Here is a 26,943-nt window from a genome sequence, read left to right on the forward strand (position 1 = left end):
ATGCTGAACTTGTTTCAGCATCCGCCGCTCCGCAGGCTCGGTCAGCCGTCGTGGCACGGTGGACCCTAAAACCAGTTCAGGGTGACGGCGTGAGGGGGGTACCGTTCCTCCACCCGCCCAACGTACCGTCATGCTGAACTTGTTTCAGCATCCACCGCTCCGCAGGCTCGGCCAGCCGTTGTGGCGCGGTGGACCCTGAAACCAGTTCAGGGTGACGGCGTGAGGGGGGCTGAAACAGCATAGCGTTTGCGCTTGCCCCCCTAAAGCGGCAAACGCGGATGCATCATGACCGACACACCTTTCCGCATCGCCGCCCAAGAGTCCAAAGCCTGGCCGTATGAGGAGGCGCGCAAGCTCCTCAAGCGCTATCCCGACGGCAAGCCGGCAAACGCGCCGATCATCTTCGAGACCGGCTACGGCCCCTCGGGCCTGCCGCATATCGGCACGTTCAACGAAGTGCTGCGCACGACGATGGTGCGCCACGCGTTCCAGACGCTGTCGGACGCGCCGACCCGGCTGATCGAGTTCAGCGACGACATGGACGGCCTGCGCAAGGTGCCCGACAACGTCCCCAACCAGGCGATGCTGACCCAGCATCTCGGCAAGCCGCTCAGCCGCATTCCCGATCCGTTCGAGAAGTTCGAGAGTTTCGCCGCGCACAACAATGCGATGCTGCGCGACTTCCTCGATCGCTTCGGCTTCGAATACGAATTCATCTCGTCCGCCTCGCAATATGAAGCCGGCGTGTTCGACGATGCGCTGAAGGGCGTGTTGCGCAATTATGCCGCGATCATGGGCGTGATGCTCCCGACGCTGCGCAAGGAACGCGCCGCGACCTATTCGCCGATCCTGCCGATCAGCCCCAAGACCGGGGTGGTGCTCCAGGTCCCGGTCGAGGTCGTCAATGTCGAGGAGGGGACGATCCGCTTCACCGACAGCGACGGCGAGGTGCTGGTGCAATCGATCCTCGGCGGCCACGCCAAGCTGCAGTGGAAGGTCGACTGGGCGATGCGCTGGGTCGCCTTGGGCGTCGATTACGAGATGTACGGCAAGGACCTGATCGACAGCGGCGTCCAGTCGGGCAAGATCGCGCGCGTGCTCGGCGGGCGCCCGCCCGAGGGGCTGATCTACGAGATGTTCCTCGACGAAAAGGGCGAGAAGATCTCCAAGTCCAAGGGCAATGGCCTGACGCTCGAGCAATGGCTCGATTACGGGACGCAGGAGAGCCTGTCCTTCTTCGCCTATCGCGAACCCAAGAAGGCCAAGCAGCTCCACGTCGGCGTCATCCCGCGCGCGGTGGACGACTATTTCGACTTCCGCGGCAAATATGCAGCGCTTCCGGTCGAGCAGAAGCTCGGCAATCCGGTGCATCACATCCATGACGGCGACGTGCCGGGGACGACCCCGCCGGTCACGTTCGGGCTGCTGCTCAACCTCGTGGGCGTGCTCGGTGCTGGCGCGACCGCGGAGCAGGTGCGTGGGTATCTCAGCAATTACGTTGAAGGCGAGATCACGCCCGAGCTCGACGCGCTGATCGGCCATGCGCTCGCGTACAACCGCGATTTCGTCGCGCCGACGCTCCAGCGGCGCAAGCCCGTGGGGATCGAGGTCGCCGCACTCGAACGGCTCGATCGCGATCTGGCCGCCGCACCCGCCGATGCCTCGGCGGTCGACTTGCAGAACATCGTCTATGCGATCGGCAACGAGGGCGGATTCGATCCGCTGCGCAGCTGGTTCGGTGCCTTGTACGAGACGTTGCTCGGATCGTCGCAAGGGCCGCGGATGGGCAGCTTCATCGCGCTCTACGGGATCGACAACACCCGCACGCTGATCGCCGAGGCGCTCGCGGACTGACGGAGGACCTGCCCATGCCGACCAAACCGCTGATCGGCCCGACCACGCGGCTGTGCATGTCGCTGGCGGCGCGCCCGGGCACTTTCGGGACGCGCTTCCACAACCGGCTGTACGAGATGCTGGGGCTGGATTTCGTCTACAAGGCGTTCTCGACGCGCGACCTGGAAGGCGCGGTGCGCGGGATCCGCGCGCTCGATATTCGCGGCTGCGCGGTCTCGATGCCGTTCAAGGAAGCGGTGATCCCGCTGCTCGACGGGCTTGCCCCGTCGGCGGCGGCGATCGACAGCGTCAACACGATCGTCAACGATGCGGGTACGCTGATCGGGCACAATACCGATTATGCCGCGGTCGCGCGGCTGATCGCCGACATCGACCCGGCGACGCGCTTCGTGTTGCGCGGGTCGGGCGGGATGGCGAAGGCGGTGGCGGCGGCACTCCGCGACGCGGGGTTTCGCAACGGGACGATCGTCGCGCGGAACGCGGCGGCGGGGCAGGAGCTGGCGGCGCTGTACGGCTTTGGCTGGTCGGCGGAACTGGGCGATGCCGCGGCGGGACTGCTGCTCAACGTGACCCCGCTCGGGATGACCGGGGGCGATGCCGATGCGCTCGCCTTCCCGCAGGCGATGATCGCGGCGAGCGACGTGGTGGTGGACGTGGTGCAATACCCGCCCGAGACCCCGCTGCTGCGCGCGGCGCGGGCGGCGGGCAAACGCGTGATCACGGGCGCGGAGGTGGCGACCCTGCAGGCGCTCGACCAGTTCGTGCTGTATACGGGCGTGACGCCCGAGGCGGATCAGGTCGCGGAGGCCGCCGCCTTCGCCCGCGCGAACGGGTAGGCGGCGCGAGGAACGGGGAACGGGGGAGTGGGGGAGGATTACCGCCCCCCATGCCGTCTTCCCGCCTCCACGAGAGTTTTGCAAAACCGTCCGTCATCCTGAACTTGTTTCAGGATCCAGCCCTCCACGAGTCCGGACTATGCCTGTTGCGCGGTGGATGCTGAAACAAGTTCAGCATGACGGCAGCTTTTGGGGCCGGGGGCGACCGAAGTGGCGACCGGGAAAAGACGTTTCCCCAAACCCGCCGCTCGCTTCCGGTTCCCCCCGCGTCTCCCACGCGTTAGGCCAGACGCATGGTCCACTTTCCCACCCCGCCCCGCGCCGTCCGGAAGATCCGCTCCGCGTTGCGCACCTTCCTCGCGCAGGAGGCGACGAGCGGGATCGTGTTGATGGCAGCCGCGGCGCTCGCGCTGGTCATCGCCAATTCGCCGCTCGCCGACGCATATTTCCACACGCTCCACCGCGAGACCGGCCCGGTGCTCGCCCCGGCGATCGGGCCGATGACGGTGCATCTGTGGATCAACGACGGATTGATGGCGGTCTTCTTCCTGTTCGTCGGGCTCGAGATCAAGCGCGAGCTGGTCGACGGGCAACTTGCTTCGCCTGCGCGGCGGCGGTTGCCGGTGATTGCGGCGGCGGCGGGGATGATCGTCCCCGCGCTGGTGTTCCTCGCGATCGCGGGGGGTAACCCGCCATTGCGCGCTGGCTGGGCGATCCCCGCCGCGACCGACATCGCGTTTGCGATCGGGGTGCTCGCGCTGCTCGGCCCGCGCGCGAGCCCGGCGCTCAAGCTGTTCCTGACGACGGTCGCGATCGTCGACGATTGCGGCGCGGTCGCGATCATCGCGCTCGCCTATAGCAGCGGGATCGATCTGGTCGCGCTGGCGGGCGCGGGTGGCGTGGTGCTGCTGCTGCTCGTCCTGAAACAACGCAGGGTGATGCAGGTGTGGCCATATCTGGTCGGGTTTGCGGCTCTGTGGTGGCTGGTGCTGCTCTCGGGGGTGCATGCGACCGTCGCCGGGGTCGTGACGGCTGCGCTGATCCCCGTAACCAAGTCGCCCGGCATGCCCGATTCCGCTGAATCGCCGCTCCACCGGCTCGAACATGCGCTGTCGCCGTGGGTCGCGTTCGGGATCGTGCCGCTGTTCGCCTTTGCCAATGCCGGGGTTTCGTTCGCGGGGCTCACCCCTGCGGTCGCGCTGGACCCGCTGGTGCTCGGCATCGCGGGCGGGCTGTTCCTCGGCAAGCAGGCGGGGATCTTCGGGGGCGTCGCGCTCGCCGAACGGTTCGGGATCGCCAAGCGCCCCGCGGGCATGTCGTGGCTCCAGCTGTACGGTGTCGCGCTGCTCGCGGGGATCGGGTTCACGATGAGCCTGTTTATCGGGGGACTGGCGTTTCCGGGCAACGATGCGTTGCAGGACGAGGTCAAGATCGGGGTGCTCGCCGGATCGACGCTCGCGGCGGTCGCGGGCTGGCTGGTGCTGCGGTTCGCGCCCACGACACGAAAGGGATCCCATGCGTAGCTTCTTCTCGCCTGCCCAGCTGGCGCATGCGCCCGCGCAGGAACTCCACAACGGCGGGTTCACCGCTTATGCCGAGACGCCATCGCGCGCGGAGACGATCCTCGCCGCGATCGGCGGCGCGGAGACGCCGGAGGATCGTGGCGACGCGGCGATCCGGGCGGTCCACACCGACGACTATCTCGCGTTCCTGCGCGAGGGGCCTGCGCGCTGGGCGGCGGCGGGGCGGCCGGGGGATGCGATGGGGTATGTCTGGCCGGTGGTTGGTCGGCGGTCGCTCAGGATCGACCGGGTCGACGGGCAGATCGGGCGCTACAGCTTCGACGCCTCGACCCCGCTGACCGCGCAAAGCTGGGGCTCGGCCTATGGCAGCGCGCAAAGTGCGCTCGCCGCGACTCAGGCGGTGCTTGGGGGTGAGCGTGCCGCGTTCGCGCTGTGCCGCCCGCCCGGGCATCATGCGGGCGCGGATTATTACGGCGGCTATTGCTACCTCAACACCGCCGCGATCGCCGCGCAGGCCGCGCGCGACGCGGGGCGGCAGCGGGTCGCGATCCTCGATATCGACTATCACCACGGCAACGGCACGCAGGATATCTTCTGGGATCGCGGCGACGTGTTCTACGCGAGCATCCACGCCGATCCGGTAAGCGACTACCCGTTCTACTGGGGCCATGCCGACGAGACCGGGGACGGCGAGGGAGCAGGCGCGACGCTCAACCTGCCGCTGCCGCAAGGCGCGGGGCTTGCCCCGTTCCGTCGCGCGCAGGACCAGGCGCTCGAGGCGATCGCGCGGTTCGCGCCCGACCTGCTCGTCGTCAGCTTCGGCGCGGATACGTGGGAGAGCGACCCGATCGCGCATTTCAAGCTGACCACCGACGATTATGCGGTGCTCGCGCGCGACATCGCGGCGTGCGGCTGGCCGAGCGTGATCGCGATGGAGGGCGGCTATGCGGTCGACGCCTTGGGCCGGAACGTCGTCAGCCTGTTGTCCGGCTTCTGATGGCGGCGCATGCCAGGGGAAGTGCTGGCTACCGGCGGCTGACGCTCGCGATGCTGTTCGCGGGGTTCTCGACCTTTTCGCTGCTCTATTCGGTCCAGCCGCTGCTCCCGATCTTCGCGCAGCGCTTCGGGGTGAATGCGGAGGGCGCGAGCCTCGCGGTGTCGCTGGCGACCGGGCCGCTCGCGATCGGAATCCTGTTCGCCGGCGCGCTGTCGGATCGGTGGGGACGCCGCCCGATGATGGTCGCGGCGATGTTCCTCGCCGGGCTGTTCACCCTCGCCACCGCGGTCGCGCCCGACTGGACGACGCTGCTCGCGTTGCGCTTCGCGACGGGCGTTGCGCTCGCGGGCGTGCCGGCGGTCGCGATGGCCTATGTCGCCGAGGAGGTCGACGCGGGGTCGGTCGGGTCGGCGATGGGGCTCTATATCGCGGGGAGCGCGATCGGCGGAATGGCGGGGCGGCTCGGCGTCAGCCTGATCGCGGATGTCGCGGACTGGCGCTGGGCAATCGGGATCGTCGGGCTGGCGGGGCTGGCGATGGCGGAAGCGTTCCGGCGGCTCGCGCCCGAATCGCGGGGTTTCACCCGGCGCACGCACAAGCGCGGATCGGTCTGGCGCGCGACCGCGACGCTGTTTGCGGACCGTGCGCTGCCGCTGCTGTATGCCGAGGCGTTCCTGCTGATGGGCGTGTTCGTCACGATCTACAATTATGCGGGGTTCCGGCTGCTCGCCCCGCCGTACAGTCTTGGCCATGCGGCGGTCGGCGCGATCTTCCTGCTGTATCTGCTGGGGTCGGCGAGTTCGGCATGGTTTGGCGGGCTGTCGGGACGGCTCGGGCGGCGGCTGGTGTTCTGGACCCCGGTGGTGCTGCTGATCGTCGGTATCCTGCTGACCGCGACCGCGCCCTTGTGGAGCGTGATCCTGGGTATCGCGGCGGTGACGGTCGGCTTCTTCGGCGCGCATTCGATCGCAAGCGCCTGGGTGGGCCGGCGCGCGCGCGAGAATCGTGGACAGGGGGCGGCGCTGTACCTGTTCTTCTACTATGCCGGGTCGAGCGTGCTCGGGTCGGCGGGGGGCGTCGCCTGGACGCGCGCGGGCTGGCCGGGGGTGACGGTGTTCTGCCTGATGCTTGGGGTCGCCGCGCTGGTGATCGCGCTGTTGCTGCGGCGGGTGGCGCCGTTGCCGATACCGGTCGAGACGCCGGTCAAGCCGATCGGGAGCGACTGATGGCGACGGTTGCTTCCCATTCGCTCGAAACGAACGGGGGGATGATGCCGGTATAAGGGATCGCGCAGTGACGAGGTTCAGCGAAACGGTGCGCGGCGCGACCGCAGGCCCCCATGCAGGGCGCGCAAACGATTCGCTGAACCTGTCGACGCGGACACGCTGCCCCCCCGAGCAACGCGGTGGTTCATGACGCGTATTTCTGCGGGGGACAATACTGAATGTTACGTTACCATAATAAAACGGGCGACCAACTGGCCGCCCGTTCGATCCGTCAGCACTGTGTAACGCTCAGAGCTTGCCGGTCAGCTCCGGCAGGATCTTGAACAAGTCCCCGACGAGGCCAATGTCCGCGACCTGGAAGATCGGCGCGTCCTCGTCCTTGTTGATCGCGATGATCGTCTTCGAGTCCTTCATTCCCGCAAGATGCTGGATCGCGCCGGAGATGCCGATTGCGACATAGACTTCCGGGGCGACGATCTTTCCGGTCTGGCCGACCTGATAGTCGTTCGGCGCATAGCCCGCGTCGACCGCGGCCCGGCTCGCACCGACGCCAGCGCCGAGCTTATCGGCGAGCGGATCGATCAGTTCGTGGAACTTGTCGCCCGAACCGAGCGCACGCCCGCCCGAGACGATGATCTTGGCAGACGTCAGCTCGGGCCGCTCCGACTTGGCGATCTCGCTGCCGACATAGGTCGACACGCCGAGGTCGCCGGTCGTCGCGACCGCCTCGATCGTCCCGGTGCCGCCCTCGGTCGCCGCCTTGGCGAAGGCGGTGCCGCGCACGGTGATGATCTTCTTGGCGTCCTTCGACTGGACCGTCGCGATCGCATTGCCCGCATAGATCGGGCGCGTGAACGTGTCCTCGCTCTCGACCGACAGGATGTCGCTGATCTGCATCACGTCGAGCAGCGCGGCGACGCGCGGCGCGATGTTCTTGCCGTTGGTCGTGGCGGGCGCGAGGAACGCGTCGTGATCGCCCATCAACTGGACGATCAGCGGCGCGACGTTCTCTGCGAGTGCATGCGCATAGGCCGCGTCGTCCGCGACATGCACCTTGCCGACGCCTGCGATCTTGGCGGCTTCGGCGGCGACCGCGTCGACGCCCTGGCCGGCGACGAGCAGATGCACCTCGCCGAGCTGCGATGCGGCGGTGACCACGGCGAGCGTGGCGTCCTTGACGGTGGCGCCGTCATGTTCGACCCAAACGAGCGTCTTCACTTGGAAACTCCCATCGTCTTGAGCTTGGCAACGAGTTCATCAACGTCCGCGACCTTGACGCCGGCCGAGCGCTTGGCGGGTTCGACCACCTTGAGCGTGGCGAGGCGCGGGCTGACGTCGACGCCGAAATCGGCGGGCGTCTTGTTCGCCATCGGCTTGGACTTGGCCTTCATGATGTTGGGGAGCGACGCATAGCGCGGCTCGTTGAGGCGCAGGTCGACCGTGATGATCGCGGGGAGCTTGAGCGTCTCGGTCTCCGACCCGCCATCGACTTCGCGCGTCACGGTGACGCTGTCGCCGGCGAGCTCGACCTTCGACGCGAACGTCGCCTGGCCGACGCCGAGCAACCCGGCGAGCATCTGCCCGGTCTGGTTGTTGTCGTCGTCGATCGCCTGCTTGCCGAGGATCACCAGATCGGGCTTTTCCTCGTCGACGATGGCTTTCAGCAGCTTGGCGACGCCGAGCGGCTCGACCTTGTCCTCGCTGACGACGAGGATGGCGCGGTCAGCCCCCATCGCGAGCGCGGTGCGGAGCGTTTCCTGCGACTTCTGCTCGCCGATCGAGACGACGACGATTTCCGTCACGCCCTTGTCCTTCAAGCGGATCGCTTCCTCGACCGCGATCTCGTCGAACGGGTTCATGCTCATCTTGACGTTGGCGAGGTCGACGCCGCTGCCATCCGCCTTGATGCGGGGTTTCACATTGTAATCAAGCACCCGCTTGACCGGTACCAGCACCTTCATCGGCTATCCCTTCCAAGGTCGATCACGTTTTCCGCCACGCGTAAAGGCGGTGCATCTGGCGGTCAGATGGCTATTTTCCGCGCTTTTCGCAAGTCCGGTATGGAAAAAGCGCGATGCCGTAGCGGCATTTGCGGGACGGAACGTGCCGATTCGGCAGCCGAACAGAAAAGGGGCCCGGACGTTGCCGTCCGAGCCCCCGTTTCATCGGTACCGCGGGTGGCTTACGCCGCCTTCTGGACCTCGGCGACGATCTTCTTGGCGGCATCGCCAAGGTCGTTCGCGGGAACGATCGCGAGACCCGAGGTGGCGAGGATTTCCTTGCCCTTCTCGACGTTGGTGCCCTCGAGGCGGACGACCAGCGGCACCGAGAGGTTCACTTCCTTCGCCGCGGCGACGATGCCCTCGGCGATGATGTCGCAGCGCATGATCCCGCCGAAGATGTTGACGAGAATGCCCTTCACCGCGGGATCGCTCAGGATGATCTTGAACGCCGCGGTGACCTTCTCCTTGTTCGCGCCGCCGCCGACGTCGAGGAAGTTGGCCGGGAACATGCCGTTCAATTTGATGATGTCCATCGTCGCCATCGCGAGGCCGGCGCCGTTGACCATGCAGCCGATGTCGCCGTCGAGCTTGATGTAGGCGAGGTCGTACTTCGACGCCTCGAGCTCGGCGGGATCTTCCTCGGTCTCGTCGCGCAGTTCCAGCAGGTCCTTGTGACGGAACATCGCATTGCCGTCGAAGGCGACCTTGGCGTCGAGCACCATCAGCTTGTTGTCTTCGGTGACGGCAAGCGGGTTGATCTCGATCTGCTCGGCGTCGGTGCCCATGAAGGCGTCATACAGCTTGGACGCGACGTTCGCGGCCTGCTTGGCGAGATCGCCCTTGAGCTCGAGCGCGGCGGCGACGGCGCGGCCGTGATGCGGCTGGAAACCGGTCGCCTGATCGATGTCGATCGCGTGGATCTTCTCGGGCGTGTCGTGCGCGACGGTCTCGATGTCCATCCCGCCCTCGGTCGAGGCGACCATCGACACGCGGCCGGTGGCGCGGTTGACGAGCAGCGCGAGGTAGAATTCCTTGGCGATGTCGACGCCGTCGGTGACGTACAGGCGGTTGACCTGCTTGCCGTGCTCGCCGGTCTGGATCGTCACCAGCGTGTTGCCGAGCATGTCGGTTGCCGCCGCGCGAACGTCGTCAGCGGTCTTGGCGAGGCGAACACCGCCCTTTGCATCGGGGCCGAGTTCCTTGAACTTGCCCTTGCCGCGGCCGCCCGCATGGATCTGCGCCTTGACGACGTAGAGCGGCCCGGGGAGCTTCTCGCAGGCTGCAACCGCTTCCTCGACCGACATGGCGGAGAAGCCCGCCGGAACCGGCACGCCGAATTTCGCCAGGAGTTCCTTGGCCTGATATTCGTGGATGTTCATGGGTTCGTGCCTTTCACGGGTCGAGTTTGCCTGTGCCTTAAGCACAGCGGGCGCAGTGAATCCACCCCTTGCAAGGCTCGCCTTCGCCGCGCGGGTCGCCTATGGGACGGTCATGTCGTGGATCCTCGGCCTCGCGCTGTGTCTGGTAACCGTCGTCGGGATGGAGGCGTTCGCCTATGCGGCGCACCGCTGGATCATGCACGGGGTCGGCTGGTTCCTCCACGCGAGCCACCACGCGCCGCGGACCGGCGCGTTCGAGCTCAACGACTGGTATGCTGCGATCTTTGCGGTGCCCTCGTTCCTGCTGATCTTCGGCGGGTTGCAGCTTGGCTGGTGGCCGGGCTGTGTGTGGATCGGGGCCGGGGTCGCGGCGTATGGCGCGATCTATTTCGGGTTTCACGACATCATCGTGCATCGCCGGCTGCCGACGCGCTATCTGCCCAAGTCCACCTATATGAAGCGGATCGTCCAGGCGCACCGGCTGCATCACGTGGTCGAGACGAAGGAGGGGAGCGTCAGCTTCGGGTTCCTCGTCGCGCAGCGGCCGGAAGCGTTGAAGGCGGAGCTGAAGCGGCGCCAGCGGGCGGGCGTGCGGGCACCGGGGCGGCAGCGCGATCCGATTCACTGAGCGTTTTCGGGGCCGCGCACTTTCTCCTTCCGGCATCCGCAGGGAGGCAAGACCTCTGCAAAACCGTCCGTCATCCTGAACTTGTTTCAGGATCCAGCCCTCCGCGAGTCCGGGCTATGCCTGTTGCACGGTGGATGCTGAAACAAGTTCAGCATGACGGAAGTGGGGACGGGGTCCCCAATCCCTCAGTCGAACAGCGACGACACCGAGCTTTCGTCCGCGATCCGGCGGATCGCCTCGGCGAGCAGCGGCGCGATCGTCAGGTTGCGGATGCGCTTGGCGTCCTTGATCACCTCGTGCGTCCCGATCGAGTCGGTGATCACCAGTTCCTCGAGCGCCGACCCCTCGACTCGCGCGACCGCGCCGCCCGACAGCACGCCGTGCGTCACGTAAGCCGCGACCCCCTCGGCACCCGCCTGCTTCAGCGCGGCGGCGGCGTTGCACAGCGTGCCCGCCGAGTCGACGATATCGTCGATCAGGATGCAGAAGCGGCCCTCGACCTCGCCGATGATGTTCATCACCTCGGACTCGCCCGCGCGCTCGCGCCGCTTGTCGACGATCGCGAGCGGGGCGTTGTCGAGCCGCTTGGCGAGCGCGCGCGCGCGCACCACGCCGCCGACGTCGGGCGAGACGACCATCAGGTTGCGGTCGCCATAGCGCGTCAGGATATCCGCCGACATCACGGGGGCGGCGAACAGGTTGTCGGTCGGGATGTCGAAGAACCCCTGGATCTGCCCGGCATGGAGATCGACCGAAAGCACGCGGTCGGCGCCCGCGACCGTGATGAGGTTGGCGACGAGCTTGGCCGAGATCGGCGTGCGCGGGCCGGGCTTCCGGTCCTGGCGGGCATAGCCAAAATACGGCACCACCGCGGTGATCCGCTTCGCCGACGCGCGCTTGAGCGCATCGATGCAGATCAGCAATTCCATCAGATTGTCGTTGGCGGGATAGCCGGTCGACTGGAGCACGAAGACATCCTCGCCACGGACGTTCTCGTGGATCTCGACGAACACTTCCTCGTCGGCGAAGCGGCGGACGCTCGCCTGGGTCAGCGGAATCTCGAGATAGGCGGAGATGTCGCGCGCCAAGGGCAGATTGGCGTTCCCGGTCAGAAGTTTCATGTGCGGTCGCCCTTTACTGCGTGACAAAATCGCGACTCCCTTAGAAGCGCGGGGCGGATCGCGAAAGGGGGCGGGGGACAAAGCGTCGCGCGCTTGCCCCGGCGCGCGGGGCTGCGTAGGCCGGAGGGATGACCGTCCACACCCGTTTCGCCCCGTCGCCCACCGGGCACCTCCACGTCGGCAACATCCGCGCCGCGCTCCACAACTGGCTGTGGGCGCGTGCGCAGGGCGGGGAATTCTGGTTGCGGATCGACGATACCGATGCGGAGCGCAGCGAGGAACGCTTCGTCGACGCGATCCGCGCGGATCTGGCGTGGCTCGGGCTCGTGCCCGATGGCGAGGAACGCCAGTCGGCGCGGTTCGCGCTCTATGAGGCGCGGTTCGAGGCGTTGCGCGTGGCGGGTCGGGTCTATCCCGCCTATGAAACGGCGCAGGAGCTCGACCTCAAGCGCAAGATCGCGGCGGGGCGCGGGCTGCCGCCGATCTACGATCGCGCCGCGCTCGCGCTGAGCGACGCGGATCGCGCGGCGCTCGCGGCCGAGGGCGTCCAGCCGCACTGGCGCTTCAAGCTCGACCACGACACGCCGATCGTATGGGACGACCTGATCCGCGGGGCCCAGAAGTTCGATGCCGCGACGATGAGCGACCCGGTGATCCGCCGCGCGGACGGATCGTGGCTCTACATGCTCCCCTCCGCGATCGACGATGCCGAGATGGGGATCACGCATGTCGTCCGTGGCGAGGACCATGTCTCGAACACCGCACTCCAGTTGCAGATGTTCACGGCGATGGGCGTTACCGCGCCCGCCTTCGCGCATGAGGCGCTGCTGACGGGGGCGGAAGGCAAATTGTCCAAGCGGCTCGGCTCGCTCGGCGTCGCGCATTTCCGCGAGATCGGGATCGAACCCGAAGCGGTGCGCGCGTTGCTCGCGCGGATCGGGACGAGCCTGCCGGTCGAGCCGCTGGTCGAGACGCAGGGGCTGGTGGAAAGCTTCGACTTCGCCAGATTCGGCCGCGCGCCCGCGCGGTTCGACGAGGCGGAACTTGCCGGACTCAACGCCAAGATCGTCCATCAGCTCGATTTCGCGCATGTCGCCGAGCGGCTTCCGGCGGGGATGGGCGAAGCGGAATGGGCGGCGGTGCGGCCCAATCTGGCGACCGTCGCGGAAGCCGCCGACTGGTGGCGCGTGATCGAGGGCCCGATCACCGCGGAGCGCGACCCCGCCGATGCGGATTTCCTCGAGTCGGCGGCGCGCATGATCAACGTGATCGCCTGGGATGCCGACCCGTGGCACGCGCTGACCGCCGCGCTCAAGGCCGAGACCGGGCGGAGCGGCAAGGCGCTGTTCCTGCCGCTGCGCCGCGCGCTGACCGGGTTGAATCACGGGCCGGACATGAAGACGCTGCTGCCGCTGATCGGACAGGATCGTGCGCGGGAACGCTTGATTGCGACATGAGACAATGTCTCTTGCGCCGTAAAGGTTATGATGTAACATCCTCCACAGCCCCGGCAGAGACCGGGCGGTCTTAGGTGGAGATGAGCGCATGTATGCAGATCGCTATTCCCGGCCCGGCGGACTCAATCCAGGCGGCGTCGCGTTCGCGCTTGGCGCAAGCGGCGTGCTGCTGTTCGGGCTTTCGCTGACCGCACCGCATTTCGTGCAGCACATCGTCCCGACGATCGAGGCGACCAACATCCCGCTCCCGACCGATCCGCCCCCGCCCGAACATCCCAAACCGCAACCGCCCGCCGCGCTGCACAGGACGGTGACGCCGAAACCGATCGATCACGTCGAGGTCACGGATCCGCCGATCCCGATGACCACCAGCGGCCTCACCGGGGTCAATATCGATCTTCCGCCGATGGCCGGTACGGCGGCAACCACGGGCGAGACCGGCACCACTGGTACGATCCCGCTGCCGCCTCCGCCGGTCCTGACCGCAGCCCGGATCGACTCGCGCTATCGCGACTCGTTCCAGCCCGCCTATCCCGCCGACGAACGCCTCGCCGAACATGAGGGCCGCGTCGTCGTCCGCGTGCTGGTCGGCACCGACGGGCGGGTGAAACAGGTCGAGCCGATCAGCGCCGCGTCGCCCGCGTTTCTGGAAGCGACCCGTCGCCAGGCGCTGACCAGATGGCGCTTCACGCCCGCAACGCGCGGCGGCGTCGCGGTCGAGGCGTGGCAACAGATGGCAGTGCGCTTCCAGCTCGGGCAGGAATAAGGTCGGCGGTAGCGTCGACGCCGCCACGCGACATCGGTCCGCATCCGGCGCCGGGAAAGCGCCGGTGCGGCCTGGCGCCGAGGCCATATCGTTAACCATTGCTTCCTAGACCATGGGTGCCACCGGCTCGAGCGGTGGCGCGACCAGGAAGCGCGAAATGACAGGTTTTCCCCCGAACCGAGCCGTGAGCCATCCGCTCGACACGCCGTTCCTGCTGTATGGCGTGCTGTGTTTCGTCGCCGGGATGGCGATGTACGTGACCGGCGTGCTGCTCGTTTTCCCGCGCTATCTGCTCAACCTCCACGCGCTGCTTGATCCGGTCGCGGGATGGCTGGTGTGGTATAGCGGGGTGCCGATCATGATCGGCATCGTGCTGGCGTTGTTCGACCTGCTCTACATGCACCAGCACAAGAAGCCCGATGTCCCGGTGCGCTATATCCCGGTGAAGCGACGGCGCGTCACCGTCGCGCTGACGGCGTATAACGACGAGGACAGCATCGCCGGCGCGGTCGAGGATTTCCTCGCGCATCCGCTGGTCGAGCGCGTCATCGTCGTCAGCAACAACAGCCGCGACGCGACCTTCGAGCGCGCCGAGGCGGCTGGCGCGCTGACCTTCAACGAGGCGGCACCGGGCTATGGGCGCTGCGTGTATCGCTGCCTCAGCGAAGCGGTGAAGTTCGACGACACCGAATTCGTCGTCTTGTGCGAGGGCGACAGCACTTTCCGCGCGTATGACGTCGAAAAGCTGCTGGCCTATGCCCCGCATGCCGATGTCGTGAACGGCTCGCGGATCGTCGAGCCGTTGCGGCAGTATCTCACCCAGCTGACCGTCTTCATGTATTACGGCAATCTGTTCGTGGGGAAGCTGCTGGAAGCCAAGCATCTGGGGCGTGGCACGATCACCGATGTCGGCACGACCTATAAGCTGTGCCGTCGCGATGCGCTGATCGCGCTGCTGCCGCATCTCAACCCCGCGGTGAACCTCGAGTTCAACGCGCATTTCCTCGATACCGCGCTCCGCCGTGGTTTGCTGCTGCTCGAATGCCCGATCACCTTCCATGCGCGGATCGGGCTCAGCAAGGGCGGCAACGTCAACAACTGGCGCGGCTTTGCGGTGGGGACGCGGATGATCTACGGCCTGCTGTCGGACTGGAAGCGCTTCGCATGAGCGGCGACTATCACGCATCCCGGCTGACCGAGGACCACCGCCGTGGGGCGGTGTGGCGGGCGTTGTGGCATTATGTCTTCCGCCACCGCATCGCCGCCGACGCGTGCGTGCTCGATCTCGGCGCGGGCTATGGCGACTTCATCAACAGCGTCACCGCGCGCCGCCGGATCGCGGTCGACACCTGGGCCGGGCTGGCCGACCATGTCGCGCCCGGGGTCGAAGCGATCGTCTCCCCCGTCACCGAACTCGGCGCGATTGCCGATGGGACGGTCGATTTCGCCTTCGCCTCCAACCTGTTCGAGCATCTGCCGCAGGATGCGTTCGTCGTTGCCTTGCGCGAGATCCGGCGCACCCTGTCGGCGCGCGGCACGCTGACGATCCTGCAGCCGAATTACCGCTACGCGTACCGCGAGTATTTCGACGATTACACGCATGTCGCGGTCTATTCGCACATCAGCCTGGCCGATCTGCTGAGCGCGCATGGCTGGGAAGTGACCGAAGTGCGCCCGCGGTTCCTGCCGCTGACCGTCAAGTCGCGGCTTCCCGTGTGGCCGTGGCTGATCGGCGCCTATCTCGCCTCGCCGCTGAAGCCGATGGGCAAGCAGATGCTCGTCGTGGCACGCCCCCGGTGATCGCGGCGACTTCGCGGGGGGATTGGCGGCTGTGGGCGCTGCGGTTCGGGGTCGCGGTCGCGGTCGTCCTGCTCGCGCTCGACCTCGTCCGGCTGATCGCCACCGGGTTGCGCGCGGTTCATTATGCGTATGACCTAGACTATGGCGAGGGGATCGTCTGGCAACAGATGATCAATATCGTCGCGGGCGCGGGCTATGCGCCGCTCGGCGTGTTCCCCGCGATCGTCTATCATTATCCGCCGGTCTATCACCTCGTCGTCGGCGCGGTCGCGCAGGCGTTCGGCAGCGACGGGCTCGCGACCGGCCGGATGGTTTCGTTGCTCTCGACGCTCGTCTCGATCGGGCTGGTGGGGCGTCTCGCCTTCGCGATGATCCCGGCGCAGGAGCCGCGCCGCGTGCGGTTGCTGGCGGCGGCGATCGCGGGGGGATGCCTCGCGCTCTCGCCGCCGATTCTCCACTGGTCGAGCCTGATGCGAGTCGACATGCTGGCGGGCGCGTTTTCGCTCGCCGGTCTCGCGCTGACACCGGGGGCGGCGACAAACCCGCGGCGGCTTGCGCTGGCCGCGCTGTGCTTCGTGCTGGCGATCTATACCAAGCAGACGTCGATTGCGGCCCCCGCCGCGGCGTTCGTCACGTTGTGGCTCGCCCGGCCGCGTGCGGCGTGGACGCTGCTGGGGTGGTGCGCGGCGCTCGGGCTTGGCATCCTGGCGGCGTTGAGCGTGATGAGCCACGGCGGTTTCCTGCGGCATACCTTGCTCTACAATCTGAACCGGCCCGACCTGTCGCGCGCGCAGATCGTGGCGTTCGCGATCCTGGTCCACATCAGCATCCTGACGATTGCCGCTCTGGGAGTCGTAGCGGTCTGTCGGAACCTGCGGTCCCCGACCGTCGCGGCGCTGCGCCAGAAACTGGCGGCCGACCCGGGTGCGTTCGCGGCGTTGCTGATGCTCGCCTTCCTCGTTCTCAAGACCGCGATGCTGCCGACGATCCTCAAGTCCGGCAGCAACGACAATTACCTGATCGAATGGCTTTACGCCGCCGCCGCCTTCGTCGGGATCGGCGTCGTGCCGCTGGTGGAGGCGGTATTTACCGGCAGTCGGCGACCGTCGTTGCTGCTGGTTGCGATGATGACGGTCGGGGTACCGATCCAGGCGTATCACATCCTGGTCGCCGGCACGCCGAACGACCTGTCGCGCTCCTACGCGCCGGTGGTCGAGCGGATCGCGCGGTCGACGCGCCCGGTCGTGTCGGATGACATGGTGCTGCTGATTCGCGGCGGCCAGCCCGTCCGGTGGGAACCCGCGATCGCCGCGGAGCTCGGCCACGCGGGCCTTTACGACGAAGCCGGTTTCGCACGACTCGTCCGCGCGGGGACGTTCGGGTTCTTCGCGACCGTCGGGGATCGCGGAGACCGGCTTTACGACGAACGCTACAATCCGGTCGTCGCCGATGCGATCGATGCGGCCTATCCCCGCCGCGAACGGTATCACGACCTGGTGCTGCACCTCCCGCGCTAGGCCAAAGGGCGCATCGGCAGGCGGGATGACGGTCGCGGTCGCGCGCGGGACTGGCGCCGCCCCCCGGGCGCGCCTATCTTCGGGTCATGAAGCTCCTGCAATATTTCTCGCCCCGGCAGGCGTGGCGCGATGTCCGCTCCTTCGTGACGACGCGGCGACCGCACCAGCTCGGTTTCATGGGGGTCGCGCTCGCGCTGACGTACGTGATGATCATGGGCGTGATCTATGAATCGCGGATCCCGCCCAAGCCGTATCACCGCGACATCATCTACGTTCAGAACTGGCGGCTCGACCGGACCAACGCGCAGATCATCGCGCAGCAGAAGATCGACAGCGTGGAGAAGGCCAAGCAGGACGCCGAACTCGAGCGGCTCAAGGCGGAACGCCGCGCGCAGTTCAAGAAGGTGAACGACGGGCTGAAGGCCTGGGGCATCTGATCGCATGGACGATTCCCGCTGGATCGACGCGGCGCTCGCGCTCGCGTCGCGCGGTCGCGGGCGGACCGCGCCCAACCCGAACGTCGGCTGCATCATCGTCGCGCCGGGAAACGGGGGCGGAAAGGTCGTCGGGCGCGGCTGGACGCAGCCGGGCGGTCGCCCGCATGCGGAGGCGATGGCGCTCGCGCAGGCGGGGGAAAAGTCGCGCGGCGCGACTGTCTATGTCACGCTCGAACCGTGCGCGCATGTTTCGCCGCGCGGGCCCGCCTGCGCCGACCTGCTGATCCTGTCGAACGTCGCGCGCGTCGTCGTCGCGCTGGAGGATCCCGACGTGCGGACCAATGGCGCGGGGATCGCGCGGTTGCGCGACGCGGGAATCATCGTCGACGTCGGCACGGGCGAGGCGGCAGCGCGCGCGCAGATCGCCGGCTTCCTTACCCGCCTGTCCGAACAGCGCCCGCACGTCACGCTCAAGCTCGCGCTGTCGCTCGACGGGGCGATGGCGCTCGACTCGGGCGCGAGCAAATGGATCACCGGCGCGGCCGCGCGCGGGCATGCGCATCTCGAACGCGCGCGGCACGAGGCGATTCTCGTCGGGCGCGCGACGATCGACGCGGATTCGCCGACGCTGGACGTTCGGCTGGAGGGATTGGCCAAGCGGTCGCCCCGCCGCGTCGTCCTGTCGCGCACGCCTGCATTCGCGCCTGCAGACGGCGATTCGGCCGGCTGGGAAAACCTTGGCGCGCCCGAGGCGATCGGCGCGCTGGACGCGGTCGATCACCTGCTGGTCGAGGGTGGTCCGGCGACCGCCGCCGCGTTCCTCGCCGCCGATCTGGTCGACCGGCTGTTGCTGTATCGCGCGCCGATCCTGATCGGTGGCGGGCGCACGCTACCCGACATCGGATTGAACGACCTGGCCGACGCGCATGGCCGTTGGGTCTTGACCGATGCGCGTACCCTTGGCAGCGACCGGCTCGAGGTTTACGAATGCGTAAGGGGGCGCGTAAGGACCCGCACCGCCGCGGCACCGCCCGGCGCAAGAGGATAGAGCGATGTTCACCGGGATCATTACCGACATCGGCACGATCGACCGGATCGAGCAACGCGGCGACCTGCGCGTGATCGTGGCGACCGGCTATGACATGAGCGGGGTCGATCTCGGCGCGTCGATCGCGTGCTCGGGCGTGTGCCTGACGGTGGTCGACAAGGGCGTCAACGCAGACGCGGACTCGCCCGGCGGGTGGTTCGCCGCCGACGTTTCGGGCGAAACGCTGTCGCGCACCGCCGCGGGGCAATGGACCGAGGGCGCGACGCTCAACCTCGAACGTGCGCTAAAACTGGGCGAGGAGCTCGGCGGCCATATCGTGACGGGGCATGTCGACGGGATCGGCGAGATCGTCTCGATGACCACGGAGGGCGGATCGCTTCGGGTGGTCGTCGCGGCGGGCCCCGAAATCGCGCCGTTCGTCGCGCCCAAGGGGTCGATCACGCTCGACGGCGTGTCGCTCACCGTCAACAGCGTCGAGGACGTCGTTGAGGATGGGGCGGATCGCGTGCTCGTCGGGATCAACCTGATCCCGCACACTGCTGCCGTCACCACCCTCGGCAGCCTTAATGCCGGTTCGCCGATCAACATCGAGATCGACGTGCTGGCGCGGTATCTCAAGCGTATGGAGCATTATCGTGGCCGTTAACCCGACGTCCGGTCCCGAAGTCGCGCGGTTGCGCCATGGCTTCCTGTCTTCGCCGGAAGAACTGATCGACGAGGCCAAGAACGGCCGCATGTTCATCCTGGTCGACGACGAGGACCGTGAGAACGAGGGCGACCTCGTCATCCCCGCGCAGATGGCGACGCCGGAGAAGATCAACTTCATGGCCAAATACGGGCGTGGCCTGATCTGCCTTGCGATGACCAAGAAGCGAGTCGAGGAACTCGGGCTCGGGCTGATGAGCCGTCACAATGGCACGCGGCATGAAACCGCCTTCACCACCTCGATCGAGGCGCGCGACGGCGTGACGACGGGCATTTCCGCCGCCGATCGTGCGCGGACCATCTCGGTCGCGATCGATTCGTCCAAGGGCAAGGACGAGATCGTCACGCCGGGCCACGTCTTCCCGCTGGTCGCGCGCGACGGCGGCGTGCTGGTCCGCGCCGGGCATACCGAAGCGGCGGTCGACGTGTCGCGGCTCGCGGGGCTCAATCCGTCGGGCGTGATCTGCGAGATCATGAACGAGGATGGCACGATGAGCCGGCTCGACGACCTCGTCGGCTTCGCGCAGCTCCACAACCTCAAGATCGGCACGATCCGCGACCTGATCGCCTATCGCCGCCGCCACGATCATCTCGTCGAGAAGCGCGCCGAAATGGCGTTCGACTCGAAATGGGGCGGGCAGTGGAAGGCGATGACCTTCCACAACAAGGCGACCGGCGACGAGACGATCGCGCTGGTCAAGGGCCGGATCGACCCGACCAAGCCGACTCTGGTCCGCATGCACACCGCCTCCTATTTCGTCGACATGTTCGGCGAGCAGTCGCAGCGTTCGGGCCTGTTGTCGGGCGCGATGGAAGCGATCGCGGCGGAGGGGACCGGCGTCATTGTCGTGATCAACCGCCCGATGAAGGATTCGGTCACGCGCTTCATCAAGCTGCGCAGCGAGGGCAAGGGCGCGGGCGCGCCCGAGGTCGAGGAACTGCGCGACTACGGCGTTGGCGCGCAGATCCTCGCCGAACTCGGGGTCGAGGAAATGGTCCTGCTGACCAACACGCATCACGCGCTCGTCGGGCTCGAGGGCTATGGCCTGTCGATCGTCGACGAACGTCCCATCCCCGGAACGGGCGGAGAATAATGGCCAAGATCCTCATCGTCGAAGCGCGCTTCTACGAGCATCTCAACGACCTGCTGCTCGAGGGCGCGCGCGCCGCGATCGAGCAGGCGGGGCACAGCCACGAGACGATCACCGTCCCCGGCGCGCTCGAAATCCCCGGCGCGGTCGCGCTCGCGGCGGACAGCGACCAGTATGACGGCTTCGTCGCGCTGGGCGTCGTGATCCGCGGCGAGACCTATCATTTCGAGATCGTCGCGGGCGAAAGCGCGCGCGGTCTGATGGCATTGTCGATGGACGGGCTCGCGATCGGCAACGGCATCCTGACCACCGAGAACGAAGCGCAAGCGCTCACCCGCGCGCGCAAGGACGAGAAGGACAAGGGCGGCGAAGCCGCCAAGGCCGCGCTGGCGATGATCGCGCTCAAGGAGCGGTTCGGCTGAGCGGCGCGTGGGTTTCTACAGCACTCTGTGTTCTGCACCCCTTACTCCGCTTCCCCACTCCCCCCAAAAGTACGCTTCCCCGGCGAAGGCCGGGGCCCAGTCGCACAGGCTCTGGTAACGGGGCACAGAGTGTGAACTTCTCGGGTTGCGCTCCTGGGCCCCGGCCTTCGCCGGGGGAGTGAATCAAGGGGAGAACAGTCTTCGCTTGGGAAGCGTATCAGAGGGGGCCTTCCCACCATCCCCCCGCTTACTTATACCGGTGTCAATAAGCGGGGAGAGCGACACGATGGCATACGCCCACACGTTCAAGGCCAATCCGCACTGGCTGCCCCGCCAGAAGCAATCCGCGATCCGTGCCATTCCCGGCGAGGACGGGCTTCCCTTCATCGGTAACACCTTCCGGATGCTGCGCGATCCCGGCGCGTTCGGGCGGCGGATGATCGCGACCTATGGCCCGGTGTTCCGCAACAATGCGTTCGGCGGCCCGACCGTGACGCTGGTCGGCGCGGAAGCGAACGAACTCGTGCTGTTCGACCGCGACCGCGTGTTCTCGTCCGAACAGGGGTGGGGGCCGCTGCTCAACCTGCTGTTCCCGCGCGGGTTGATGCTGATGGATTTCGAGAAGCACCGCGCCGACCGCAAGGTCATGGCGGTCGCGTTCAAGCCCGAGCCGATGCGGCATTATGCCGAGACGCTCAACGCCGGGATCGCGCGCGAGGTCGCGACCTGGGGCGATCGGCCGCTGCGCTTCTACGATGCGATCAAGGAACTGACGCTCGATCTCGCCGCCGAGAGTTTCCTCGGGATGCCGCTTGGGGAAGAGGCGAACCGGATCAACCAGGCGTTCGTCGACGAGGTGCAGGCGTCGATCACGCCGATCCGGATACCCTTGCCGGGATCGCAGATGCGCAAGGGCGTCAAGGCGCGTGCCTATCTGATCGACCTGTTCAAGCGCGAGATTCCGGCGCGGCGGGCAGGGCAAGGGCAGGACTTCTTCTCGCAATTCTGTCGCGCGACCGGGGATGACGGGCAACCGCTGTCGGCGGATGCGATCGCGGACCATATGAACTTCCTGATGATGGCGGCGCACGATACGATCACCTCGTCCGCGACCAGCCTTGTCATGCTGCTCGGGCGCAACCCCGAATGGCAGGAGAAGCTGCGCGCGGAGATCGCCGGGCTCGGTCTCAACGACGAAGGCGCGCTGCCCTATGGCCAGCTCGACCGGCTGGAGCTGACCGACATGGCGTTCAAGGAGGCGCTGCGGATGATTCCGCCGGTCCCGTCGCTGCCGCGGCGCGCGGTCAAGGACTTCGAATTCGGCGGCTATCACATTCCCGCCGGAAGCACGGTGAGCGTGAGCGTCGCCTATACGCACATGATGCCCGAGCTATGGCCCGAGCCGACGCGGTTCGACCCGCTGCGCTTCACGTCCGAGGCGGTCCGCGCGCGGCACAAATATGCGTGGGTGCCGTTCGGCGGGGGCGCGCATATGTGCCTGGGGCTGCATTTCGCGACGATGCAGATCCGAATCTTGCTGACGCACTTGCTAAGTCGGTACCGAATCGCGTTGGAGGAGGATGCGGGGGCGGAATGGCAAGCCTGGCCAATCCCGCGACCCAAGGACGGGTTGCCCTTGCGCTTCGTGCCGCTGGCGCCCGGTCGCCCCGCGGACACGTAAAAGGACGACATGATGAAGCTCCTGGCCTTCGGCGAGATCCTGTTGCGGCTGTCCCCGCCCGGGCGCGAACTCCTGATGCAGACGCCCAAGCTCGACGTGTGGGTCGCAGGGGCCGAGGCGAATGTCGCGGGGGCGCTTGCGCGGCTCGGGCACGCCGTCGCCTTCGCCAGTGCGGTGCCGGACAATGACCTCGGGCGCGCGGCGATCGCCAATTTGCGCGGCGCGGGGGTCGATACGCGCGACATCCAGATGCGCGGGGACCGGATGGGGCTGTATTTCGCGACCTCGGGTGCAGGCCTGCGCGCGACCGAAGTGATCTACGACCGCGCTTACTCGTCCTTCGCCGAGACGCCGACCGAGGCGTGGGACTGGGATCGGTTGCTCGACGGGGTCGATCGGCTGCTCTTGTCGGGGATCACGCCCGCGCTCGGGCCGGTGCCTGCCGCGAGTGCGATCGCGGCGGCGGAGGCGGCGTCCGCACGGGGCATTCCGATCGCGTTCGACGGCAACTGGCGCGGCAAATTGTGGGAGCGGTGGGACAGCGACCCGCGCGGCATCCTGATGCAACTGGTCGACAGGGCGGACCTGTTGTTCGGCAACCACCGCGATATCGCGCTGCTGCTCGGCCGCGAATTTTCCTCTGATGGCGAGGAACGGCGGCGCGAAGCGGTCGAGGCGGCGTTCGCGGCGTTCCCGCGGCTCACGACGATCGCGTCGACCGCGCGACATGTCGAGCATGTCGACCTCAACCGCCTGTCCGCGCGGGTCGATACGCGCACCGCGAGCGCGCAGACCGAGGAAGTGGTGATCGCCGGAATCGTCGACCGGATCGGCGGCGGAGATGCGTTCGCGGCGGGCGTGCTCCACGCGCTCCGCGGCGGTGGCGATCCGGCGGCGGCGGCGCGGACCGGGCTCGCGCTCGCCGCGCTCAAGCATTCGTTGCCGGGGGATGCGTGCCTGTTCCGCCAGGCCGATATCGACGCCTATCTCGCGGGCGGGCTGGACGTACGGCGATGAGCGAGGGCGCGCCGATCCGGGTCGGGCTGATCGGTTACGGGCTGGCGGGGGCGTCGTTCCATGCGCCGCTGATCACCGCACTCGATGCTTTCGCGCTGACGACCGTGGTGACGTCGCGCTTCGATTCGGTCGGGCAGGCGATGCCGGACGTACGGGTCGAAAGCGACGTCGCGGCGGTGCTGGCCGATCCCGCGATCGACTTGATCGTGATCGCCGCGCCCGACGCGCAGCACGCGCCGCTCGCGCGCGCCGCGCTTACGGCGGGGAAGCATGTCGTGATCGACAAGCCGTTCGTGACCGATCCCGCCGATGGCGCGGCGCTGGTCGTGCTGGCGGAAGCGCAGCGGCTGATGCTCTCGGTGTTCCACAACCGGCGCTGGGACGGCGATTTCCTGACGGTGCGCCGCCTGCTCGACGAAGGCATGCTGGGCGAGATCGCGCTCGCGGAGTTCCGCTGGGACCGGTTCCGCCCGGCGATCAAGACCGGATGGCGCGAAACGCCGGGGGCGGGGCTGCTCAACGACCTCGGCCCACACCTGATCGACCAGGCGGTCGAGCTGTTCGGGATGCCGGAGGCGGTGACGGGGGATCTCGCGAGTCAGCGCGCCGGTGCCGCGGTCGAGGATTATGTCGAGGCGACGCTGCACTATGGCGCGCGACGCGTGATCGTGTCGGCGGCGACGCTGGTCGCCGCGCCGCGCCCGCGGTTCGCGCTGCACGGGACGAGCGGCAGCTTCGTCAAATACGGGATCGACCCGCAGGAGGCGGTGCTGCGCGGCGGAGGCTCGCCACGCGATCCGGGATATGGCGTCGATGCCGTTGCGGACCATGGCGTGCTGACGCTCGGCGACGGCAGCACGCGCACGGTGCCGAGCGAGCGGGGCGACTGGCGGGCCTATTATGCGGGCGTCGCTGCCGCGATCCGCGAGCAAGCCGAACCACCGGTCAGCGCTGGCGCGGCGCTCGACGTGATGCGCCTGATCGCGCTCGTGCGGCAGAGTGCGAGGGAAGGGCGGACGATCCCCTGTCCCGCAGGCGGCGTATAGCGCTGGAACGCCTCGGCTCTCCCGCATCGCCCGGCAGGAACGGTCGGACTGTAGTCGGTCGCGGCCTGACGAAAGGCACCTCCACCTTAAGGCGGAGCGCGGAACTCTTGCCCACCCCCTCCGTTTAACGCTGGTAGAGGGCATCTCGTCGCTGTACCATAGGATGTCCCCCGTTGGAGGAGCGTCGTGATGAACGGAACCATCTTTTTCCGGGCCGACCACGAACTGATCGGCCGTGTGCTTGCAGAAAAATTGCGGCGTCGCATGGAACGATCCGATTTCCAGGATTGCGTCCGGATCGTGCCGTCGCGCCCCTTGGCGACATCGGACGCAGCGCCCGGCTTCGGCGAACGCCCGCCTTTCGGCCGATAACCGCCCGGCGACGCTTTACGCCGCGGTCAACCGCTGGTGATCGATGTGTGGCAACACGTGTCGCGCGAACAGATCGGCCTCGGCGGCATGCGGATAGCCCGAGAGGATGAACGCCGCGATCCCCATGTCGCGATACGCGTTGATCTTGGCGAGCACCTGATCGGGATCGCCGACGATCGCCGCGCCGCAGCCCGACCGCGCCCGGCCGACTCCGGTCCACAGGTTCGCCTCGGCATAGCCGTCGTCCGCGGCATTCTCCCGGAGCGCAGCCTGCGCGGCGACCCCGGCGGAGGTCGAGTCGAGCGACTTTGCGCGGATCGCGGCGCCTTCGGCGGCGTCGAGCTTGGACAATAGCCGGTCGGCGGCGGTGCGTGCTTCCGCCTCGGTATCGCGGACGATGACGTGCGCGCGATAGCCGAACTGGAGCGTACGGCCGTAAGCGCCGGCCCGCGCGGTCATGTCGGCGATGATCGCGGCGACGGTTTCCTGCTTGTCGGGCCACATCAGGAACACGTCCGCTTCGCGCGCAGCGGCATCGCGCGCGTCGGGCGACAGACCGCCGAAGTACAGCAAGGGTGCCTTGCCCGAGACGGTGCCGATCCGCGCGGGATCAAGCTTGAGCTTCCAGAATTCGCCGTCATGGTCGAGCGGTTCGCCGTTGAGCAACGTCTTGAGGATCCGCATCAGCTCGACCGTGCGCGCATAGCGGGGGCCTGAGCCGAGCGTTTCGCCGGGCATATCTGACGAGATGATGTTGACCGACAGCCGCCCGCCGAGCAGCCGGTCGATCGTCGCGATCTGGCGCGCGAGTTGCGGCGGCCAGCTTTCGCCGACCCGCACTGCCATCAGCAGCGCCATCCGCTTGAGCATCGGTGCGATCGCGGCGGCGAAGGCGGTCGTGTCGATCCCGAGCGCATAGCCCGAGGGAAGCAGGATATTGTCGAACCCGCCGGTTTCGGCCTGGAGGACGATGTCGCGGCAATGCTCCCAGCTCGACTTGAGCCTGGCATCGGGGACGCCGAGGAACTCGTAATCGTCGTCGCACAGCGCCGAGAACCAGCTGACCTCGCACGGGCTGCGGTCGGTCATGGCAGGCGTTCCCCGCGCGCGGCGATCAGCACGTCGTACCAGCTCTGCCGCGTGAAGCGGACCTTGTAGACGTCGGCGATCTCGCCGATGCGGGCGACATTCTGCGTGCCGACGATCGGGATCGCGCGTGCCGGATGCGCCATGATCCAGGCATAAGCGGCCGCGGCGCGCGATACGCCGGCCTGCTCGGCGACCACGTCGAGCGCAGCAGCGACCGCCTTCGAGCGGTCATCCTCGGGTGCCCCGATCCGCCCGCCGCCCAGCGGCGACCAGGCGAGGACCGCATGGTCGCGTTCCATCGCGAGATCGAGCAGGCCGTTTTCGATCGGCCCCAGTTCGAGCGGCGAGAGTTCGGGCTGGAGGCTCGCGAGCGGGATGGTGAGGAACGCCTCGAGCGCGCGGATCTGCGGGATCGTGAAGTTCGACACGCCGATCGCGCGGACCTTGCCCGACGACACCATCTGCTCGAGCGAACGCGCCAGTTCCTGCGGGTGCGTGAGAATATCTGGGCGGTGGATCTGGTAGAGATCGACCTGGCCGACCCCGAGTCGCGTCAGCGAGTCCTCGAGCGCCTTGGTCAGATAGGCGGCACTCTGGTCGTAGGGGACCGGCGGAAGGATCCCGCCCTTGGTCGCGAGCACCATCCGGTCCCGCAGGGCGGAGTCGTCGGCAAAGACCTTGCCGAGCAGCGACTCGGCGTCGCCGAACCCGTCGGTGCCGTTGAAGCCGTAGATGTCCGCGGTGTCGAACAGCGTCACGCCCGCCGCGAACGCCGCGTCGATCAGCGCGCGCCCTTCCGCCACGGTGGACTGGCCGAAGCGCCACATCCCCCAGGCTACCGGGCTGACCATCAATCCGCTCTTGCCGAGCGGACGCAATTCGGGTGTAAGAATGATCTCAGACATCGTTGTCATATAGAGGCGAAGAC

26 protein-coding genes are annotated in these 26,943 nt (G+C 67.4%); 20 read left to right on the forward strand and 6 right to left on the reverse strand.

Going from position 1 to position 26,943, the window contains the following annotated elements:
• Window positions 1-285: 285 nt before the first annotated feature.
• From RH91_RS05735 to RH91_RS05755, 5 genes are all read left to right on the forward strand, one after another.
• The gene (locus RH91_RS05735) at window positions 286-1,854 is read left to right on the forward strand and encodes a lysine--tRNA ligase (RefSeq protein ID WP_010161639.1); all 1,569 of its coding nucleotides are present in this window, start codon (window positions 286-288) and stop codon (window positions 1,852-1,854) included.
• Window positions 1,855-1,868: 14 nt separating this feature from the next.
• Window positions 1,869-2,690, forward strand: coding sequence for a shikimate 5-dehydrogenase (locus RH91_RS05740; protein WP_010161640.1), 822 nt, complete (start codon window positions 1,869-1,871; stop codon window positions 2,688-2,690).
• A gap of 293 nt (window positions 2,691-2,983) precedes the next feature.
• Entirely contained in the window at window positions 2,984-4,213 is a 1,230-nt protein-coding gene (gene nhaA / locus RH91_RS05745) for a Na+/H+ antiporter NhaA (RefSeq protein ID WP_010161641.1), read from the forward strand.
• A complete protein-coding gene (locus tag RH91_RS05750) occupies window positions 4,206-5,210 on the forward strand; it encodes a histone deacetylase family protein (protein ID WP_010161642.1) in 1,005 nt (334 codons plus the stop codon). The genes nhaA and RH91_RS05750 overlap by 8 nt, the downstream gene beginning before the upstream one ends.
• On the forward strand, window positions 5,210-6,436 hold the full coding sequence (locus RH91_RS05755) for an MFS transporter (RefSeq protein ID WP_010161643.1): 1,227 nt from the start codon (window positions 5,210-5,212) through the stop codon (window positions 6,434-6,436). The genes RH91_RS05750 and RH91_RS05755 overlap by 1 nt, the downstream gene beginning before the upstream one ends.
• Before the next feature lie 288 nt (window positions 6,437-6,724).
• On the opposite strand, the gene RH91_RS05760 is transcribed toward RH91_RS05755, so the two are convergent.
• The 3 genes from RH91_RS05760 to sucC all read right to left on the reverse strand — a co-directional run bounded on the left by RH91_RS05760 (window position 6,725) and on the right by sucC (window position 9,818).
• Window positions 6,725-7,654, reverse strand: a complete 930-nt coding sequence (locus RH91_RS05760) for an electron transfer flavoprotein subunit alpha/FixB family protein (RefSeq protein WP_010161644.1) — start codon at window positions 7,652-7,654, stop codon at window positions 6,725-6,727.
• Window positions 7,651-8,397, reverse strand: a complete 747-nt coding sequence (locus RH91_RS05765; protein ID WP_010161645.1) for an electron transfer flavoprotein subunit beta/FixA family protein — start codon at window positions 8,395-8,397, stop codon at window positions 7,651-7,653. The genes RH91_RS05760 and RH91_RS05765 overlap by 4 nt, the downstream gene beginning before the upstream one ends.
• A 221-nt stretch (window positions 8,398-8,618) precedes the next feature.
• Window positions 8,619-9,818, reverse strand: coding sequence for an ADP-forming succinate--CoA ligase subunit beta (gene sucC / locus RH91_RS05770; protein WP_010161646.1), 1,200 nt, complete (start codon window positions 9,816-9,818; stop codon window positions 8,619-8,621).
• Window positions 9,819-9,930: 112 nt separating this feature from the next.
• On the opposite strand from sucC, the gene RH91_RS05775 reads away from it, so the two are divergent.
• Complete coding sequence (locus tag RH91_RS05775; protein ID WP_026046327.1) at window positions 9,931-10,446, forward strand: sterol desaturase family protein; 516 nt, start codon at window positions 9,931-9,933, stop codon at window positions 10,444-10,446.
• A 185-nt stretch (window positions 10,447-10,631) separates the two neighbouring features.
• Here the strand turns inward: RH91_RS05775 and RH91_RS05780 are convergent, their stop codons facing one another.
• A complete protein-coding gene (locus tag RH91_RS05780) occupies window positions 10,632-11,567 on the reverse strand; it encodes a ribose-phosphate pyrophosphokinase (RefSeq protein ID WP_010161649.1) in 936 nt (311 codons plus the stop codon).
• 128 nt (window positions 11,568-11,695) lie between these two features.
• Between RH91_RS05780 and RH91_RS05785 the strand changes: the two genes are divergently transcribed.
• From RH91_RS05785 to RH91_RS05850, 14 genes are all read left to right on the forward strand, one after another.
• The gene (locus RH91_RS05785) at window positions 11,696-13,024 is read left to right on the forward strand and encodes a glutamate--tRNA ligase (protein ID WP_010161650.1); all 1,329 of its coding nucleotides are present in this window, start codon (window positions 11,696-11,698) and stop codon (window positions 13,022-13,024) included.
• Window positions 13,025-13,112: 88 nt separating this feature from the next.
• On the forward strand, window positions 13,113-13,790 hold the full coding sequence (locus tag RH91_RS05790) for a TonB family protein (protein WP_010161651.1): 678 nt from the start codon (window positions 13,113-13,115) through the stop codon (window positions 13,788-13,790).
• Between the two features lie 157 nt (window positions 13,791-13,947).
• Entirely contained in the window at window positions 13,948-14,958 is a 1,011-nt protein-coding gene (locus RH91_RS05795) for a glycosyltransferase (protein WP_051116713.1), read from the forward strand.
• On the forward strand, window positions 14,955-15,590 hold the full coding sequence (locus RH91_RS05800) for a class I SAM-dependent methyltransferase (RefSeq protein WP_010161653.1): 636 nt from the start codon (window positions 14,955-14,957) through the stop codon (window positions 15,588-15,590). Before RH91_RS05795 ends, RH91_RS05800 begins: the two co-directional genes overlap by 4 nt.
• Window positions 15,587-17,107, forward strand: a complete 1,521-nt coding sequence (locus tag RH91_RS05805; RefSeq protein WP_010161654.1) for a hypothetical protein — start codon at window positions 15,587-15,589, stop codon at window positions 17,105-17,107. The genes RH91_RS05800 and RH91_RS05805 overlap by 4 nt, the downstream gene beginning before the upstream one ends.
• An 86-nt stretch (window positions 17,108-17,193) precedes the next feature.
• Window positions 17,194-17,544 carry a hypothetical protein gene (locus tag RH91_RS05810; RefSeq protein WP_010161655.1) on the forward strand — a complete coding sequence of 117 codons (351 nt, stop codon included), beginning with the start codon at window positions 17,194-17,196 and terminating at the stop codon, window positions 17,542-17,544.
• A 4-nt stretch (window positions 17,545-17,548) separates the two neighbouring features.
• Window positions 17,549-18,592 (forward strand): bifunctional diaminohydroxyphosphoribosylaminopyrimidine deaminase/5-amino-6-(5-phosphoribosylamino)uracil reductase RibD, encoded by a 1,044-nt coding sequence (ribD, locus tag RH91_RS05815; RefSeq protein ID WP_010161656.1) that lies wholly within the window; start codon window positions 17,549-17,551, stop codon window positions 18,590-18,592.
• A gap of 4 nt (window positions 18,593-18,596) precedes the next feature.
• Window positions 18,597-19,238, forward strand: a complete 642-nt coding sequence (locus RH91_RS05820; protein WP_010161657.1) for a riboflavin synthase — start codon at window positions 18,597-18,599, stop codon at window positions 19,236-19,238.
• The gene (gene ribB, locus RH91_RS05825; RefSeq protein WP_010161658.1) at window positions 19,228-20,391 is read left to right on the forward strand and encodes a 3,4-dihydroxy-2-butanone-4-phosphate synthase; all 1,164 of its coding nucleotides are present in this window, start codon (window positions 19,228-19,230) and stop codon (window positions 20,389-20,391) included. Before RH91_RS05820 ends, ribB begins: the two co-directional genes overlap by 11 nt.
• On the forward strand, window positions 20,391-20,810 hold the full coding sequence (gene ribH / locus RH91_RS05830) for a 6,7-dimethyl-8-ribityllumazine synthase (protein WP_010161659.1): 420 nt from the start codon (window positions 20,391-20,393) through the stop codon (window positions 20,808-20,810). The genes ribB and ribH overlap by 1 nt, the downstream gene beginning before the upstream one ends.
• A 286-nt stretch (window positions 20,811-21,096) precedes the next feature.
• On the forward strand, window positions 21,097-22,491 hold the full coding sequence (locus RH91_RS05835) for a cytochrome P450 (protein WP_010161660.1): 1,395 nt from the start codon (window positions 21,097-21,099) through the stop codon (window positions 22,489-22,491).
• A 9-nt stretch (window positions 22,492-22,500) separates the two neighbouring features.
• Complete coding sequence (locus RH91_RS05840; RefSeq protein ID WP_010161661.1) at window positions 22,501-23,508, forward strand: sugar kinase; 1,008 nt, start codon at window positions 22,501-22,503, stop codon at window positions 23,506-23,508.
• Complete coding sequence (locus RH91_RS05845) at window positions 23,505-24,554, forward strand: oxidoreductase (RefSeq protein WP_010161663.1); 1,050 nt, start codon at window positions 23,505-23,507, stop codon at window positions 24,552-24,554. Before RH91_RS05840 ends, RH91_RS05845 begins: the two co-directional genes overlap by 4 nt.
• Before the next feature lie 189 nt (window positions 24,555-24,743).
• Entirely contained in the window at window positions 24,744-24,926 is a 183-nt protein-coding gene (locus RH91_RS05850) for a hypothetical protein (RefSeq protein ID WP_010161665.1), read from the forward strand.
• 15 nt (window positions 24,927-24,941) lie between these two features.
• On the opposite strand, the gene RH91_RS05855 is transcribed toward RH91_RS05850, so the two are convergent.
• Together RH91_RS05855 and RH91_RS05860 are read right to left on the reverse strand one after the other, a co-directional pair.
• Window positions 24,942-26,015, reverse strand: a complete 1,074-nt coding sequence (locus tag RH91_RS05855; protein WP_010161666.1) for an LLM class flavin-dependent oxidoreductase — start codon at window positions 26,013-26,015, stop codon at window positions 24,942-24,944.
• Window positions 26,012-26,920, reverse strand: coding sequence for an aldo/keto reductase (locus tag RH91_RS05860; protein ID WP_081469508.1), 909 nt, complete (start codon window positions 26,918-26,920; stop codon window positions 26,012-26,014). Before RH91_RS05860 ends, RH91_RS05855 begins: the two co-directional genes overlap by 4 nt.
• Window positions 26,921-26,943 lie beyond the last annotated feature (23 nt).

Origin of the sequence: Sphingomonas sp. PAMC 26617, assembly GCF_000242835.1 — a bacterium.
Lineage (GTDB): Bacteria > Pseudomonadota > Alphaproteobacteria > Sphingomonadales > Sphingomonadaceae > Sphingomonas.